Source organism: Mesorhizobium sp. L103C131B0 (assembly GCF_000502275.1).
Taxonomy (GTDB): domain Bacteria; phylum Pseudomonadota; class Alphaproteobacteria; order Rhizobiales; family Rhizobiaceae; genus Mesorhizobium.
Window position 1 is genome coordinate 246,711 of record NZ_AYXC01000005.1, and the last position, 15,586, is coordinate 262,296.

General features: G+C 63.1%; 17 protein-coding genes and 1 tRNA gene. 6 read left to right on the forward strand and 12 right to left on the reverse strand.

Annotation, left to right across the window (positions count from 1 at the left end):
- Positions 1-30 precede the first annotated feature (30 nt).
- Positions 31-1,965 (forward strand): PAS domain S-box protein, encoded by a 1,935-nt coding sequence (locus X730_RS152535; RefSeq protein WP_050588105.1) that lies wholly within the window; start codon positions 31-33, stop codon positions 1,963-1,965.
- A gap of 27 nt (positions 1,966-1,992) precedes the next feature.
- Here the strand turns inward: X730_RS152535 and X730_RS152530 are convergent, their stop codons facing one another.
- The 7 genes from X730_RS152530 to X730_RS152500 form a co-directional block, all read right to left on the reverse strand.
- Complete coding sequence (locus tag X730_RS152530; protein ID WP_023671668.1) at positions 1,993-2,871, reverse strand: 3-hydroxybutyryl-CoA dehydrogenase; 879 nt, start codon at positions 2,869-2,871, stop codon at positions 1,993-1,995.
- A 120-nt stretch (positions 2,872-2,991) separates the two neighbouring features.
- Positions 2,992-3,921 carry an electron transfer flavoprotein subunit alpha/FixB family protein gene (locus tag X730_RS152525; RefSeq protein WP_023737457.1) on the reverse strand — a complete coding sequence of 310 codons (930 nt, stop codon included), beginning with the start codon at positions 3,919-3,921 and terminating at the stop codon, positions 2,992-2,994.
- A 20-nt stretch (positions 3,922-3,941) separates the two neighbouring features.
- Positions 3,942-4,691, reverse strand: a complete 750-nt coding sequence (locus X730_RS152520) for an electron transfer flavoprotein subunit beta/FixA family protein (RefSeq protein ID WP_023737458.1) — start codon at positions 4,689-4,691, stop codon at positions 3,942-3,944.
- A gap of 216 nt (positions 4,692-4,907) precedes the next feature.
- Positions 4,908-5,708: a rhomboid family intramembrane serine protease gene (locus X730_RS152515; RefSeq protein ID WP_023737459.1), complete on the reverse strand. Its 801-nt coding sequence runs from the start codon at positions 5,706-5,708 to the stop codon at positions 4,908-4,910.
- Between the two features lie 29 nt (positions 5,709-5,737).
- Positions 5,738-6,319 (reverse strand): cob(I)yrinic acid a,c-diamide adenosyltransferase, encoded by a 582-nt coding sequence (locus X730_RS152510; RefSeq protein WP_023671672.1) that lies wholly within the window; start codon positions 6,317-6,319, stop codon positions 5,738-5,740.
- 19 nt (positions 6,320-6,338) lie between these two features.
- A complete protein-coding gene (locus X730_RS152505; protein ID WP_023671673.1) occupies positions 6,339-6,530 on the reverse strand; it encodes a twin transmembrane helix small protein in 192 nt (63 codons plus the stop codon).
- 24 nt (positions 6,531-6,554) lie between these two features.
- Complete coding sequence (locus X730_RS152500) at positions 6,555-7,421, reverse strand: SDR family oxidoreductase (protein ID WP_081731565.1); 867 nt, start codon at positions 7,419-7,421, stop codon at positions 6,555-6,557.
- Between the two features lie 60 nt (positions 7,422-7,481).
- Between X730_RS152500 and X730_RS0133650 the strand changes: the two genes are divergently transcribed.
- The gene (locus tag X730_RS0133650; RefSeq protein ID WP_023671675.1) at positions 7,482-8,333 is read left to right on the forward strand and encodes a YihY/virulence factor BrkB family protein; all 852 of its coding nucleotides are present in this window, start codon (positions 7,482-7,484) and stop codon (positions 8,331-8,333) included.
- Here X730_RS0133650 and X730_RS0133655 read toward each other — a convergent pair.
- Complete coding sequence (locus X730_RS0133655) at positions 8,330-9,205, reverse strand: DMT family transporter (RefSeq protein WP_031195766.1); 876 nt, start codon at positions 9,203-9,205, stop codon at positions 8,330-8,332. The two genes, X730_RS0133650 and X730_RS0133655, sit on opposite strands and share 4 nt — an antisense overlap.
- A 218-nt stretch (positions 9,206-9,423) precedes the next feature.
- Between X730_RS0133655 and X730_RS152495 the strand changes: the two genes are divergently transcribed.
- Entirely contained in the window at positions 9,424-9,711 is a 288-nt protein-coding gene (locus X730_RS152495; RefSeq protein WP_023671677.1) for a hypothetical protein, read from the forward strand.
- Here X730_RS152495 and gluQRS read toward each other — a convergent pair whose 3' ends face one another.
- A complete protein-coding gene (gene gluQRS / locus X730_RS152490; RefSeq protein WP_023826264.1) occupies positions 9,712-10,587 on the reverse strand; it encodes a tRNA glutamyl-Q(34) synthetase GluQRS in 876 nt (291 codons plus the stop codon).
- Between the two features lie 74 nt (positions 10,588-10,661).
- On the opposite strand from gluQRS, the gene X730_RS152485 reads away from it, so the two are divergent.
- Both X730_RS152485 and X730_RS152480 read left to right on the forward strand, forming a co-directional pair.
- Positions 10,662-11,303: a DNA-3-methyladenine glycosylase gene (locus X730_RS152485; RefSeq protein WP_023685318.1), complete on the forward strand. Its 642-nt coding sequence runs from the start codon at positions 10,662-10,664 to the stop codon at positions 11,301-11,303.
- 128 nt (positions 11,304-11,431) lie between these two features.
- Positions 11,432-11,989 (forward strand): HNH endonuclease, encoded by a 558-nt coding sequence (locus X730_RS152480; protein ID WP_008874122.1) that lies wholly within the window; start codon positions 11,432-11,434, stop codon positions 11,987-11,989.
- Between the two features lie 265 nt (positions 11,990-12,254).
- Here X730_RS152480 and X730_RS152475 read toward each other — a convergent pair whose 3' ends face one another.
- Together X730_RS152475 and X730_RS152470 are read right to left on the reverse strand one after the other, a co-directional pair.
- Entirely contained in the window at positions 12,255-12,773 is a 519-nt protein-coding gene (locus tag X730_RS152475; RefSeq protein WP_023686688.1) for a disulfide bond formation protein B, read from the reverse strand.
- A gap of 63 nt (positions 12,774-12,836) precedes the next feature.
- A complete protein-coding gene (locus X730_RS152470) occupies positions 12,837-13,421 on the reverse strand; it encodes a YqaA family protein (RefSeq protein ID WP_023685316.1) in 585 nt (194 codons plus the stop codon).
- 205 nt (positions 13,422-13,626) lie between these two features.
- Here X730_RS152470 and X730_RS152465 point away from each other — a divergent pair.
- Positions 13,627-13,711 (forward strand) — tRNA-Leu (locus tag X730_RS152465).
- 6 nt (positions 13,712-13,717) lie between these two features.
- On the opposite strand, the gene X730_RS152460 is transcribed toward X730_RS152465, so the two are convergent.
- Positions 13,718-14,815 carry a site-specific integrase gene (locus tag X730_RS152460; RefSeq protein ID WP_023826265.1) on the reverse strand — a complete coding sequence of 366 codons (1,098 nt, stop codon included), beginning with the start codon at positions 14,813-14,815 and terminating at the stop codon, positions 13,718-13,720.
- Positions 14,816-15,586 lie beyond the last annotated feature (771 nt).

Below are 15,586 nucleotides of genomic sequence, written 5' to 3' on the forward strand. Positions count from 1 at the left end.
GAGCGAAAAAGCCTGCGGGCTGACAGTCACGTGGCTTTGGTGCTTGCGGCCGGAGGGCTTTGCGCTGCCGTGGTCGCGCTCCTGCTGTCGCGGCTCGATGTCAGCGCCGAAGTGCTGAAACTCTGCCTGCAGATATCGGTGCCGGTCGCCGCCGTTGCGCTGATTCTCGCCGCCCTGTTCATTTACCGGATACTGGACGACCGCCGGCAGATCGCCGAAAGCGAGCAGCGTTTCCGCCGCGCCATGGAGGATTCGGCGATCGGCATCGCCATTGTCGGCCTCGACGGCCGCATCCATGAAACCAACCCGGCCTTCGCCGCCATGCTCGGCTATAGCAAGCAGGAGATCGAGGCGCTGACCTTCTTCCAGATCACCCATCCCGACGATGTGCAGATCGGCCGTGAGACGATGGAAGGCATGCGGGCGGGCACCGTCAACGCCTTCCACTTCGAAAAGCGCTACCTCAGGAAGGACGGCACGCCGGTATGGGCCCATCTTGCCGGTTCCGTCATTCGCGACGAGAAGAGCGGGAGCCCGCTCTACCTGGTCTCCCAGATCGAGGATATCGATGCGCGCAAGCAATCCGAGGCGCGCATAGCCGAAGCCGAAACGCGCTGGAATTTTGCCTTGGCCAGCGCCGGACAAGGCGTCTGGGATCTTGATATGCGGAAGGGCGGCACCACCTACTCCGCCACCTGGGTGAAGATGCTGGGCTATGCCGATGGCGAACTGGACGGCGACCCCGACCGCTGGCTGGCGATGATCCACCCCGACGATCGCGAAAACGTCGCCGAAGCCGATCGTGCCCATCTGGAGGGCAGGACACCGTTCTTCGAAGCCGAGTTCCGGATGCGCCACAAGGATGGCCACTGGGTCTGGATCCTCGACCGCGGCAAGACGCTCGAACGCGACAAGGACGGACGGCTGGTCAGGGCCATCGGCAGCCTGACCGACATCACCCAGCGCAAGCAAACCGAGGAAAGCCTCATCGTATCGGCGGCAATGCTGGCCGACGAGAAGGAGCGGCTGAGGGTGACGCTGCAGTCGATCGGCGACGCCGTCATCTGCACCGATGCCGCCAACCGCATCACCTTCATGAACCCGGTCGCCGAAAAGCTCACCGGCGTTGTTGGCGCGGAGGCGCTCGGCAAGACGCTTGGCCATGTCTACTGGGCGGTGGACGAAGAAACCGGGCAAAGGATCGGCATGACGCGGCCGGCGCTCGGCAGCGCCAGCCCTGCCGACCAGAACAGTCGCGCCGTCCTCATCCGTCGCGACGACACGCGCTGCAGCATCCGCCAGGTGGTGTCGCCGATCATGAACGACCGCCAGGAGTTCTGCGGCCTGGTCATCGTCTTCCAGGACTTCACAGATGCGCGCGCCTTGCAGCGCCAACTCGCCTATGCCGCCGCGCATGATGCGCTGACCGGCCTTGCCAACCGTTCGAGCTTTATCCGCACCATGGAGGAACTGGTCGACCGGAGCCGCAAGGCCGGCACGGCCAGGCCGGCGGGCGAGCATCATTTCATGTTCATCGATCTAGACCATTTCAAGCTGGTCAACGACACTGGCGGGCACGCCGCCGGCGACGCCTTGCTGAAGCGGGTTGCCGAGGCCATTCGCGGTGCGCTTGGGCCGGAGGATATCGTGGCCCGCCTCGGCGGTGACGAATTCGCGGTCATCCTGAAAGCCGGGTCGAGCGCCGGCGCCAGGATTGCCGCACGCTCGGTCATCGACGCCATCCGCGGCCTGCAGTTCAGCTGGGACGGCCGGCCGCATGCGATCGATGCCAGCATCGGGCTGGCGCCGATCCACAGCAACAGCGGTGAAGTCGACGAGATCATCGCCCGGGCCGATGCTGCCTGCTATGCGGCCAAGGCCGCCGGCCGCGGCTGTGTTTCCGTGGCGCCTGACGATACCGGGTCAAGAGGCCAAGCAGAGCCGCCGCTTGCAGCGGCGTCCTGAGGTAGCACGGAACTTTCGGTCTGGTGGTTAGCGCGTCGGAACCGGATGCTCGCCGCGATAATCGTAGAAGCCGCGCCCGGTCTTGCGGCCGAGCCAGCCGGCCTCGACATATTTCACCAGCAGCGGGCAGGGGCGATATTTCGAATCCGACAGGCCGTCATGCAGCACCTGCATGATCGACAGGCAGGTGTCGAGGCCGATGAAATCGGCGAGCTGCAGCGGTCCCATCGGATGGTTGGCGCCGAGCCGCATGGCGGTGTCGATGGCATCGACCGAGCCGACCCCCTCATAGAGCGTGTAGATCGCCTCGTTGATCATCGGCAACAGAATGCGGTTGACGATGAAGGCCGGAAAATCTTCAGAGACGGTGATCGTCTTGTCGAGCTGTTTCACATAGGCCTTGGCCGCCTCGAAGGTCTGATCCTCGGTAGCGATGCCGCGCACCAGTTCGACCAGCTTCATCAGCGGCACGGGGTTCATGAAATGTATGCCGATGAAACGCTCGGGACGGTCGGTCTGCGCCGCAAGCCGGGTGATCGAAATCGACGAGGTGTTGGTCGCCAGAATGGCTTCCGGGTTGAGCTGGGGACAGAGCTGCGCGTAAATCTTGCGCTTGACCGTCTCGTCCTCGGTCGCCGCCTCGATAACCAGATCGGCACCGGCGAGATCAGCCATGGTGGGGGCTGCGGAAATGCGCGCCATCGCTTCGTTACGCAGCTTTTCCTCAAGCTTGCCGGAGCCGACCTGACGGGCCATGTTGCCGCTGACCGTGGCAATGCCCTTCTCGATACGGTCGGGCGAGACGTCGTAGATCAGCACCTTGAAACCCGAAAGTGCTGATACATGCGCGATGCCGCCGCCCATCTGGCCGGCGCCGATGATGCCGATCGTCTCGATCTTGGCCATTTGCAGCGATCCCGTCGAAAAGGCCTTTGCGGCCTGCTTTTTGTGCAGTGCAAACTAAAAGGGTGGGGTAGCTTCGTCTACCCCACCCTTTCACAATTTAATACGCTTTGGCAGAGAGCGTCAAAGCGCCTTTTGCAGTTCCGGCAGGATGACGAACAGGTCGCCGACGAGGCCATAATCGGCAACCTGGAAGATCGGCGCCTCCTCGTCCTTGTTGATGGCGACGATGACCTTCGAATCCTTCATGCCGGCAAGGTGCTGGATGGCGCCGGAAATGCCGACGGCAATATAGAGGTCCGGCGCCACGACCTTGCCGGTTTGGCCGACCTGCCAGTCATTCGGGGCGTAGCCGGCGTCGACGGCAGCGCGCGAGGCGCCGACGGCTGCACCGAGCTTGTCGGCGACCGGCAGAATGACTTCCTGGAACTTTTCCGAGGAGCCGAGCGCGCGGCCGCCCGAAATGATGATCTTGGCCGAGGTCAGTTCCGGACGGTCGGTTTCCGACAGCCTGTTCTCGACGAAGGTGGACAGGCCCGGATTGGACGCGGCCTTGACCGTCTCGACAGCTGCCGAGCCGCCCTCGGGGGCAGCCTGGAAGGAGGCGGTGCGCACGGTGATGACCTTCTTGGCGTCGCTCGACTGCACCGTCTGGATGGCGTTGCCGGCATAGATCGGCCGTTTGAACGTGTCTGGTGAAACCACTTCGATGATCTCGGAGACTTGCGCGACATCGAGCAGGGCCGCCACGCGCGGCGCGACATTCTTGCCCGACGAGGTCGCCGGCGCGATTATGGTGTCGTAGGCGCCGGCCAGCGAGACAACGAGTGCGGCGAGCGGTTCGGCGAGGCGCTCGGCCAGTTCGTCGGCCTCGGCCAGCAGCACCTTGCTCACGCCCTCGAGCTTGGCGGCGGCGTCGGCCGCGCCCTTGGCGCCTTTGCCGGCGACCAGCACATGCACGTCCGAACCGATCTGCAGCGCCGCCGAGAGCGCCTTGGCGGTCTGGTCGGAAAGAGTTGCGTTGTCGTGTTCTGCGATGAGGAGAATGGTCATTTTATCTGTTCCTTCCAGTCTCAGAGCACGCCGGCTTCGTTCTTCAGCTTGTCGACCAGTTCGGCGACGCTCTTGACCTTCACGCCCGCCTTGCGGCCGCTGGGCTCCTCGGTCTTGAGCACCTTCAGGCGCGGCTTGACGTCGGCGCCGTAATCGGCCGGGCTCTTTTCGTCGAGCGGCTTCTTCTTGGCCTTCATGATGTTGGGCAGCGAGGCATAGCGCGGCTGGTTGAGACGAAGGTCGGCGGTGATGATCGCCGGCATTTTCAGCTCTACCGTCTGCAGGCCGCCGTCGACTTCGCGCGTCACCTTGGCCTTGTCGCCGTCGATCACGACCTTGGAGGCGAAAGTGCCCTGTGCCCAGCCGAGCAGGGCGGCCAGCATCTGGCCGGTCTGGTTCGAGTCATCATCGATCGCCTGCTTGCCCAGGATCACGAGACCGGGCTGCTCGGCGTCGACGACGCCCTTCAGCACCTTGGCGACGCCGAGCGGCTCGGTCTGTTCGTCTGTCTTGACCAGGATGGCGCGGTCGGCGCCCATGGCGAGCGCGGTGCGGAGCGTTTCCTGCGCCTGCTGCGGGCCGATCGACACGACGATGATCTCTTCGGCCTTGCCGGCTTCCTTCAGCCGGAGCGCCTCTTCCACCGCGATCTCGTCGAACGGGTTCATCGCCATCTTGACGTTGGCGAGTTCAACCGCCGAACCATCAGCCTTGACGCGAACCTTGACGTTCGCATCCACAACCCGCTTCACGGGCACAAGGATCTTCATTTGCCTGTCACCTCTCCTGAGATATCCGGGCGCGCTATAGCAGCGTGCGCCTCCGCAGAGTTGTCGAAAGCCGACATTCCTGACTGAATTGCGGCCAAACGGAATTCTGGCCGGACGGAATTCTTGTCTTCTGCCGCCTAGCGGTGGCGCTCTCCGTAGTTGTGGAGACGCAACACGTCAATATGCCACGGCAGCGGCCAAACCGCTCAAATCGGTTCAGTTGTGACCGGAAGCGCCACCCCGGCCCCAACGCGTCTCAGGTTGCACGGGAGCGGGACCGGCTGGCGCCGGCCCAGTAGAAGCGGCTGGCTGATCGGCGGGTTCCGGCTCGCCGTCGTCACCGGCGAGCAGCGGCACGCCGCGGCTGCGCATGATGAGCACCAGCACGCCACCGGCAATGATGCCGCCAATATGGCAGGCCCAGGATATCTGGTTTTCGCCGCCGGCGGCAAACATCACCACTTGGAAGCCGATCCACAGGATCAGCGGGATGAAGGCCGGGATACGCAGCGGAATGCGGGCAAAGACCAGCACCCACACTTTCACCCGGGGGTAGAGGACCAGATAGGCGGCGACGACGCCGGCAATGGCGCCGGAGGCGCCGATCAGCGGCACCTCCGAACTCCAGGCGACGAGCCCTTGGAAGAAGGCGCCGGCGATGGCGCAAAGCAGGTAGAAGATAAGGTAGCGGATGTGGCCGAGTGCGTCCTCGACATTATCGCCGAACACCCACAGGAACAGCATGTTGCCGCCGAGATGAAAGATATCGGCATGCAGGAAGGCATAGGTGAGGTAACTCAGGCTCTCCGGAATGACGACGAATTGGGGCGAGAGTTCTGCCGTGTCGTGGACAACCGAAGGGATGAAGCCGAGGCCGAGCACGGCGGCGTTGTTGAAATTTTCGCCGCCGATCGTGGTGATGAGAAAGACCAACACGTTGGCCGCGATCAGGCCGATCGTCACATATTGCAGCCGGATGTGGCGCAACCTGTTGGAGTCGTAAAGCGGGATGAACATGCCCCAAGCCCTTTCCCGCCTTCGAAAATTCAGCGGTTCTTGCCGGGCACCCATAACACGTCGGCATTTCCGTTGTCATTGACCGCACGAGCGGCGACGAACAGAAAGTCCGAGACGCGGTTTATGTATTTCAGCCCCTCGCGATTGACATGTTCGGCCGGGTCCTGCGCCAGTGCCACCATGATCCGCTCGGCCCGTCGCGCCACGGTGCGGGCAAGATGAAGTGCTGCCGCCGCCGGCGTGCCGCCATTGAGCACGAAGGATTTGAGCGGCTGCAGATCCTTGTTGAGAAGGTCGATATCCTTTTCGACGCGGTCGGTCTGCGAGGCGATGATGCGCAGCGGCTCGTAGCCGAGCGGCTTGCCGTCGTCGGGCACGGCGAGATCGGCGCCGAGGTCGAACAAATCGTTCTGGATGCGGGACAGCATGGCGTCGATGGCGGGATAACTTGCCGCTGTGTGCAGGCGGGCGATGCCGATGCAGGCATTGGCTTCATCGACGGTGCCGTAGGCATCGACGCGCAGGTCGGATTTCAGCCTGCGTTCACCGGTGCCGAGGCCAGTGGTGCCGTCATCGCCGGTGCGGGTGTAGATCTTGTTGAGCTTGACCACGTCGCCTCCCGAACGGCCGTCACTTGCGGGTGAAGTACACCACCAGCAGGATCAGTGCCAACGCCAGCGCCTGCAACAGCACGCGCGCCTGCATCAGCTTGTTCGAGCTCACACCGGAGCCGCCGCGCATCATGTTGATGAGGCCGCGGACAAGCACGATCACCACGGCGACCATGACGAGGACGAGGAGGACTTTGATGACGGTTGCCATGATCTGTTCCCAGTTCTGTTGCGGTCAGGCGCGTCTGGCCAGAACGCGGTAGAGCATCGATGCCGGCAGGATGCGCTTGAGCATCACGCCGATCCTGGCCGGCACTGTTACCACATAGTGCGGGCGCGGGCGCCGCGACAGAAGTGCATGGCGCAAGGCCGCATAGACCACCTCCGGCCCCTTTTTCAGCCGCGATGAGCTGCCGCCGGCCCGAAGCCGCGCCAGCTGCGAGGCATAGGCGAGGTGGTGGACGGAATTCTTGTGGTCGATGTTCTTCAGGAACCAGAACAGCCCGTTGCTGGCGATTTTCGAGGTCACTGGCCCCGGTTCGATCAGCGAGACATGGATGCCGCTGCCCCTGAGTTCCTGCTGCATGCACAGCATCAGGCCTTCGAGCGCGTGCTTGGAGGCTGAGTAGGCGCCGCGAAAAGGCACCGGCGCGAGCCCAAGGATGGAGGAACAATGAACGAGGCGGCCATGTCCCTGGCGACGCATTACCGGTACGATGCGTCGGGTGAGGTCGTGCCAGCCGAAGAAATTGGCCTCGAACTGCTCGCGCAATGCCGCAACCGGCAGGTCTTCCACGGCGCCGGGCTGTGCATGGGCGCCGTTGTTGAACAGGGCGTCGAGGCGTCCGCCTGTCCGCTCCAGCACCGAGCCCACAAGGGCTTCGATAGAGTCCGGCTCACGGTAATCGAGGTAAAACGCTTCGATGCCGTCTGCTTCGAGTGCGGCTATGTCTTCAGGCTTGCGCGCCGTTGCAAGCACCCGCCAGCCATCCGCCTTCAGCGCACGGGCGCAGTGGGCGCCTATCCCGGACGAGGCGCCGGTGACGATGATGGTGCGCAACTCTTTGGCAGGCGGGATCGTGGTTTGAGCAAGGGTTGCCATTTGCCACAATCCCTTCCCATATTCGCGGCGTCGAGACAATCGAAGGGAACGCGGCTCTTGATGCGGAATATCGTCGTGCTGCGCCGCGTGCTCTATGACGCGCTTGGCCATTTCAACACCGATGACGGCTGGGCCATGGCCAGCCATCTGGCGATCACTTCGCTGATGGCGCTGTTCCCGTTCCTGATCTTCGCCACCACGCTGGCGAGCTTCCTCGGCGCGCAGGCGTTCGCCGATACTGCCGTGCACCTGGTCTTCGACACCTGGCCCGAACAGATCGCCAAGCCTATCGCGCGCGAAGTGCTCAACGTGCTGACCGTGCGGCGCACCGACCTTTTGACCTACGGCGTGCTTCTGGCGGCCTATTTCGCCTCCAACGGCATCGAGGCGCTGCGCACCTCGCTCAACCGCGCCTACCGCGTCGCCGAAACGCGCGGCATCATCTACCGCCGGGTGCAGAGCATTTTCTTCGTGCTGATCGCGACGGCCGGTTTCCTGGCGATCAGCGTGCTCCTGGTCTTTGCGCCTTTGCTGGCGCGGCTGGCGGAAGCTCATTTCGAGTGGATCAAACCCTATACGGGCACGATCACGCTGTGGCGCTACGTCATCGCCTCAACCGTCATCATTGGTGGCTTGTTTGCCGTCCACTACTGGCTGCCGGCGGGCAAGCGCCGCTTTGTCTCGCTGGTGCCTGGCATCATCTTCACTCTGGCTGCGTGGCTTGTCGGCTCGACGATGTTCGCGACCTACCTCGACCATTTCTCGTCCTATGTGACGACCTATGCCGGCCTCGCCTCGATCATGATCGCCGTGGTTTTCCTCTATATGCTGTCGGCGATCTTCATCCTCGGCGGCGAACTCAATGCGGCGATCAGCCGCTTTCTCGAAGCGCGCGCACGTGTCGGCAGCTAGGTTTTGGCTGGCCGAGCCGTGGCCAGCCCGACGCCGAGCGTCGCGATTGCCATGCCGACGATCTGCACGAGGCTGAGCTGTTCGCCGAACAGCGCCCAGGCGATGACAGCGGTGACGGCCGGCACCAGGTAGAACAGCGACGCGACCTTCGACATCTCGCCGTCGCGGATCATCACCATCAGCAGGAAGATGGCGCCGATCGACAGCACCAGGACCAGCCAGGCCATGGCGAAGATCAGTTCGCCGTTGATGATCACCGTGTGGGTCTCCAGTGCCAGCGAAGCCAGGATCATCAGCGAGCCGCCGCCGATATATTGCCACATCGTCGCCGCCACCAGGTCGCCACCCGAGGCATAGCGCTTCTGCCAGATGGTCCCGGCGCTCATGCCCAGCACCGAGACCAGCGACGCCGTCAGGGTTTCGGGCGTAACGCCGCCGCCGAGAGCACCGAGCTTCGGCCACAGCACGATGATCACTCCCACAAGGCCGACGGCAAGGCCGGCCCAGTGGCGCGGCAGGATGTCCTCGCCGAGGAACCGGCCGGCAAGCACGGCGGTGATCAGCGGTTGCAGGCCGACGATCAGCGCCGAAAGCCCGGCGGGCATGCCCCTGTGGATCGCCCAGAACACGGCGCCGAGATAGATGCCATGCATGAGGATGCCGGCGACCGTGGCGTGAAGCGCTTCTGCCCTTGTGGCTCGCTTCGAGCCAAGCACGAGCATCAGCCCGGCAAGCAGCAAGGCGGCGATGACAAAGCGGGCTGCCAGAAAGGTGAAGGGCTCCGCCCAGGGCATGGCGTAGCGCGCGCCGATGAAACCTGTCGCCCACAGGACGACAAACGAGGCGGGGATGAACCGCTTGAGACTGTGCATTTCGGGGAAGCCGTTTCCGGTGGAGAGGTCCGATTCGGTGAAGAGACAAATACGGCAATTGCTCTAATGCGGTTCAATCCGGCAAGCAAAGTGAAACAATTGGTACATAAGCTCATCCTGATGTAGGAGGTGGCCGAATTCAAAGGGCGGCGTCAGGGCAATCGACTTCTGTCGATCGATCCGGCGACATGGCGTTTTGGCTTCGACAGGGAGCGCGCATGCTGTTGCATCTCGATACAAGCTGGCTGTTGATGACGGTGGCCAGTGTGGCCGTGTTCGGCTTCTTCTTCGGCTCAGCGCTCGACGCCATCATGCAGGAGGACGGTTTTGGGTCGACCGGCAACACGCTGCTGTTCACGCTCGGCTTTTTCGCCGCGGTCATGGCCGCGAACGAACATGGCATCGTCCTGAGAGATCTGAAGCTCGCGGTTGCCTGGGGACTGGGCGGCGCCTTCGCGTTTATCGGCGCGTTGGCGCTGCTCAAGGCGGGGCTGGCCCGGCTTTAGTCATAGCCCGGCCAGCCGCCTGACTTCGTCCGGCGACATGCCTGCCTGCCTCAGCGCGGCAAGGCCGGTATCAGCAAAACTCTTCGACAGTTTGCGCCCATCCGGACCGAGTATGAGACGGTGGTGGAAATACTGCGGCTGGCCGAGGCCGAGCAATTCCTGCAGCAGGCGCTGGATGCCGGTCGCGGAATAGAGGTCGCGGCCACGCACGACATGGCTGACGCCTTGCAGAGCGTCGTCGACGACGACGGCCAGGTGATAGCTGGTCGGGATGTCGCGGCGCGCCAGAATGACGTCGCCCCAGTCCTGCGGACGCGCCTCGACACGCTGCGTCGCCGAAAGCGTCTCGTTGGTGAATTCGCGCCAGGACAAATCCGTGCCGACGCGCGCCAGCGCCGCATCAATGTCGAGGCGCCAGGCGAAGGGCGCATTTTCGGCGATGCGGCGGTTGCGTTCGCTGACCGGCAGCGCCTTGTCGGCGGCGGGATAAAGCGGCACGCCGTCCGGGTCGCGCGGCCAGTCGCGGCCGCGCTTTTCGCTGTCGGCGATGAAGGCCCTGATCTCGCCACGGCTCATGAAGGCAGGGTAGACGAGTTCTTCGCCGACCAGCCGGTCGAGCACGGCCTGATAGTCGGTGAAATGCTCGGCCTGGCGCCGCACCGGCTGTTCCCATTCGAGACCTAACCATTCGAGGTCGCGAAAGATGCCGGCCTCGAATTCAGGCGTGCAGCGGATCGTGTCGATGTCCTCGATGCGCAGCAGCAGGCGGCCGCCGGCCGCACGCGCCAGTTGCTGGTTGAGCAGTGCCGAATAGGCATGGCCGAGATGCAGTTCGCCATTCGGGCTCGGCGCGAAGCGGAATGTCAGGAGCGTCATCTCACAAGCGGCAATCGGGTTGTGCAGCGGTTTTGCCAATTGCTACCGTGAGGTCGGTTCAGGAACAAGAAAACATGCAACGCATCGCGACACTGGACGATATTGCGCGCGGGCTGGATGCGCTTTGCGCAATCGATCCGCGCCTGGAAAAGGTGCGCGGCATGGCCGGAGAGGTGCCGCTGCGGCTGTCGGAACCCGGTTTTCGAAGCCTGGCCTCCATTATCGTTTCGCAACAAGTATCCCGTGCGAGCGCCGATGCGATTTTCGGCCGGCTGGTGAAACTGGTCGATCCGCTAACGCCGCAGGCGATCCTTGCCGCCGGCGAGGACATGTTTCGCGAGGCCGGGCTGTCGCGGCCGAAGCAGCGCGGTCTGATCGCGGTTGCGCAGGCCGTGGTTGAGGGGCTCGACCTGCATCACCTCTGTTCGCTCGACGCCGAAGAGGCGATCGCGGCTATGATCGCGGTGCCGGGCATCGGCCCGTGGACGGCGGAAGTCTATCTCCTGTTTGCCGCCGGCCACCCCGATATTTTCCCCGCGCGCGACGTCGCGCTGCAGAGCGCGGTCGGCCACGCGCTCGGCATCGAGCCGCGTCCGCCGGAGAAAACGCTGATCGCTCTGGCCGAATCATGGAGCCCGTGGCGAGGCGTCGCATCGCGGCTTTTCTGGTCCTATTATCGCGAAACCAGGGGCCGGGACGCAGCACCTCCGGCCTGAAACCGTAAAAAAGCATGAAAATCCTGCATTTTTGCCGCGTTTGGCTGATGACAATCCGCTTCACATCCCTGTCATGTCGGGCTTACAGTATCCGCGCCGATCGGTTCTAGAACGAGGAGGTCAACAAGGTGACGGTTGCCGTATCTCCGGATGGGCTTCCTGCGCTGGTGCTGAATGCGGATTACCGTCCGCTCAGCTATTACCCCTTGTCGCTCTGGTCCTGGCAGGATGCCATCAAGGCGGTGTTCCTCGACCGGGTCAACATCGTCGCCGAATACGAGCATGCGGTGTCTTCGCCGACCTTTTCGATGAAGCTGCCCAGCGTCGTCAGCCTGAAGGCCTATGTGAAGCCGTCGAGGCACCCGGCATTCACCCGCTTCAACGTGTTCCTGCGCGACCGCTTCCAGTGCCAGTATTGCGGCACGCCCGAGGATCTGACCTTCGACCACGTCATCCCGCGCCATCGCGGCGGGGCGACGACGTGGGAGAATGTCGTGGCCGCCTGTTCACCCTGCAATCTGAGGAAGGGCGGCATGATGCCGGCGCACGCCAAGATGTGGCCGCTGCAGAAGCCCTACCAGCCGACCGTGCACGACCTGCACAACAATGGCCGGCTGTTCCCGCCTAACCATCTGCATGAAAGCTGGATGGATTATCTCTACTGGGATGTGGAGTTGGAGCCGTAGGGATTGGCGCGATCGGCCTTGCCAGGGCAATCGCCGATGTCAGGTGCTGCCCCTCATCCGGCTGCCGCCACCTTCTCCCGTATATTGACGGGGAGAAGGGAATTGGCTGCAAATTTGGCGCCCTTCTTTCAGCGTTCGGGATTGGCGAAACCATTGATGACTGCGTGTTTCTCCCCGTCACTATACGGGGAGAAATGCCCGGCAGGGCAATGAGGGGCGGTGCCAACATTTAGAGACTGGCCGTATGGCGCGACCTCGCACTTGATTAATCGCGGGCCAGCGCGCCGCGAAAGGCGACGGCGGCGAGGATGAAGCTGGCGATGGCGTTCCAGCCGGCCAGCGACAGGCCGAGGATACGAAGGGCTGCCTTGTCGCAGGATGGCGGCACGAATTTGTCGAGCGCGTCGAGCACGCCTTTGCCGCCGGTATCGACCGGGCCGGCGCCGGCCGTGCAATCGGCCGGGCCCTGCCACCAGGCCCATTCGACGCCCGAATGATAGACGCCGAGATAGAGCCCGTAGAGCATCAGCAGGCCGCCGACGGCAAGCAGGCCGCGCGTCAGCCATGCGGGTGCGCTGAACATCGAGGCGATCACCGCCAGCAGCATCAGCGGGGCGCCGATATAATAGGGCGTGCGCTGCTCCAGGCAGAGATGGCAGGGGATGTAGCCGCCTATGTGCTGGAAGGCGAGCGCGGAGCCGACCGTGGCGGCCATGGCGACGGCGAGAAACAAAGCGGTGCGCGTGCGCTGGCGTCCGGTATCGGCTGTCATCGTGGCTGTCATGTTTCGTCCGTTGAATTCGCCGTCCGCCGGCATAGTCCTGAAACCACCGCCCGCCTTGGGCGGTCAGAAGGCGTATTTGACGACGATATAGAGCAAAATCAGGGCGGCGGCGCCGGCGCCGACGATCAATCCCAAACGCTTCTCGATGAATTCCTTGATCTCTTCGCCATAGCGGCGCAGCAGCCAGGCAAGAAGCAGGAAACGAGCGCCACGCGCCAGGATGGCGGAGACGATGAAGACGACAAGATTGACGTGGAGGGCGCCTGCCAGAATGGTGACCACCTTGATCGGCGGCAGGTGGGCGGCACCCGATGTGACGAGCAGCACCAGCATCAGCCCGGTGCCGGCCGACTGCCACCTCTCGAACGCGTCAAGGCCGCCAAAGTGCTCCAGCATCGGCCGTGCTATCGTGTCGTAGGCATAGTAACCGATCAGCCAGCCGGCAATGCCGCCCAGCACGGACGCAACGGTGGCGGTCAGCGCGTACCGATAGGCGCGTTCGGGCCGCGCCAACGCCATGGGCAGGTACAAGACGTCGGCAGGTATGAAAAACACCGAGCTTTCGACGAAAGCGATGAAGGCCAGCCACCATTCGGCGGATTTGCGGGCCGCCAGCGACAAGGTCCAGTCGTAAAGTCCGCGAAGCATCGGCTCTCCTGGATGCAGGTTGCCACACGCAACGCGCTTTGATGCGCGTCTGTTTAGAAAGATTTCCCGCGCCGCACAATGGCAGGAGCTTCATGAAACAGAAAGGCGGGCTTTTGCCGCAAGCAGGGCACGGCGGCGCATTTGGCCAGTTGACGAACAGGCCTCCAACCGTATAGTCCGCGCCCATCCAGGCCTTTGGGCCTGAGCCCCTATGGCGGAATTGGTAGACGCGCTCGACTCAAAATCGAGTTCCGCAAGGAGTGCTGGTTCGATTCCGGCTAGGGGCACCACCACCTTTATGCAGGTGTTGAGTCATCAGGACTTTTTCTGATTTTTGTCCCACCTGTGGCCCGCGCCTTTTTCGGTGGGACAATTTTGTCCTGACTTTGTTCTGGGATGACCAGTAGATGGACGGCATGCTCAGCCATTCGGCGGCGTTGCGCCTTCTTGGTGTAGTGCGTCGTTTGCTGCTTGGTGGTCCAGCCGAAGATCGCCATGAGCTGTTCGTCGGTGGCCCCGTTCTCGGCCGCGATGGTGGCTCCTGCCTTTCGGAGCCCGTGGAGGGTGCAATGGGGCAACTCGGCCTGGTCGCACCAGTCTCGCATTTTGTTACCAAGTGAATTAACGGTGAACGGTTTTCCCCACTCAGACGTCAAGAAGGTCAGGTCACCGCAGGCACTGACGTCGATGGTTGCCTTCAACTGGGGGAGGATTGGGAGCTCCACCTCCACGCCCGACGATTGACTGGTCTTCTGAGGGCGGATGTGGAGCCACCCGTTCTTGACGTGCTGGCGCCCAAGGATCGCGAGATCCTGGCGACGCAGCCCTGTGAACAGTCCCAGGTGGAGTGCCAGGCGTGCCTTGCTGCCGATTGGGTGGCGGGCCTCGAACTGGAGCACCTCTTCGACTGACCATGTGTGAAATCCATCGCCAGACTTCAGCCGCTTGATGCCGAGGGCTGGGTTGCTCCGAAGGATATCGTTCTCAATGGCCCACCCATACATGGCCGAGATGACCTTGACGACCTCGTTCTGGGCGCCTGGCGTCGAGCGGAGATCGTCACGCATTTCGAGGACGTGCCGCCGCTCTAGGAGGTCAAAGGGTAGCGTACCCCGCTTGTTGCCGCTCTTGTGCTCGCTGTTGCAGATTTCATCGAGAACCGATGACCGCCGGGCCAGAATTTTGGGGGAGAGCCTTACGCGTCGCTTGTACTCCTGACACAGCCAGCGGAAGGACCTCTGGGACACCGCTTCAGGTCGATCCACAGTGGCGCCGGTTTTGAGGGGTGAGTACGGGACGTTAAGCCGAGCGCAGGCCACCTCGGCCTCGAACTCCTTCGTCCCGGGCCGTTCCCGAAGTCGAACTTTCCACCGGCCATGGGTGCGAAAATACAAGCGCACGTTTCCATGCCGGTCACGATCGTGGGTAACGCCTTTTGGTAGTTTTCTCGGCATCAGTTCCAGGGGTTGTTGGTCGGGGAAGATGGCCCTGTTCTGTTGGTCTCGCCTCGATGTGGGATCGCCCGAAAGGCGGCTACAACCTCATCCACGTCCCAAAGAAGGCGTGAAGCGATCGGCCGAGGTTCTGGCATTTGGCCGGCGGTCACTAGCTGAGTGAACAGCGACGTGCCGATCCCGATGAGCGCGGCAGCTTGGTCAAGGTTGACCCCAACAGGTGGGAGGTTGTCTGGCAGTCGGCTTGACGGTCGTCTCATGCAGTGCGGGCCCAATCATTTGGAAGGCCCTCGATCTAATTCCGCCCGTGTCTTGGTTCTATGGGCCATCTGCGCGGTATTCTAGGGGAAGTCCGTTTTGTCAGCCGGAGGGGCTCGCTGCGGCGAGTGCTATTACCTGAAAACGCAAAATTTTTTTCGGGCCGTGGGTCGGTCTATTCCCGCCCCAACCCGGCCCCTCCTCACGAAAAAGGGTGTACTCCTTCCGCGCGCCGGCTTGAGGCGCGCGGGTGATCGAAAGATCCGCGGCCGAGCCGGTTCCAAAACGTTCGGGCCGGCGGCCGAGCGACAGGACGGAAATGCCGACCGAAGATAGCTGGCCATGCCGTGCTTGCCCCGCAGCTGGACAGCCCCGTCGAGGAGGCGGCGCCTGCGAGACGCCTGGAGGCGCCGCGCAGTACGAAGGACCCGGCGAGTGGCCAAGGGGGAAAGG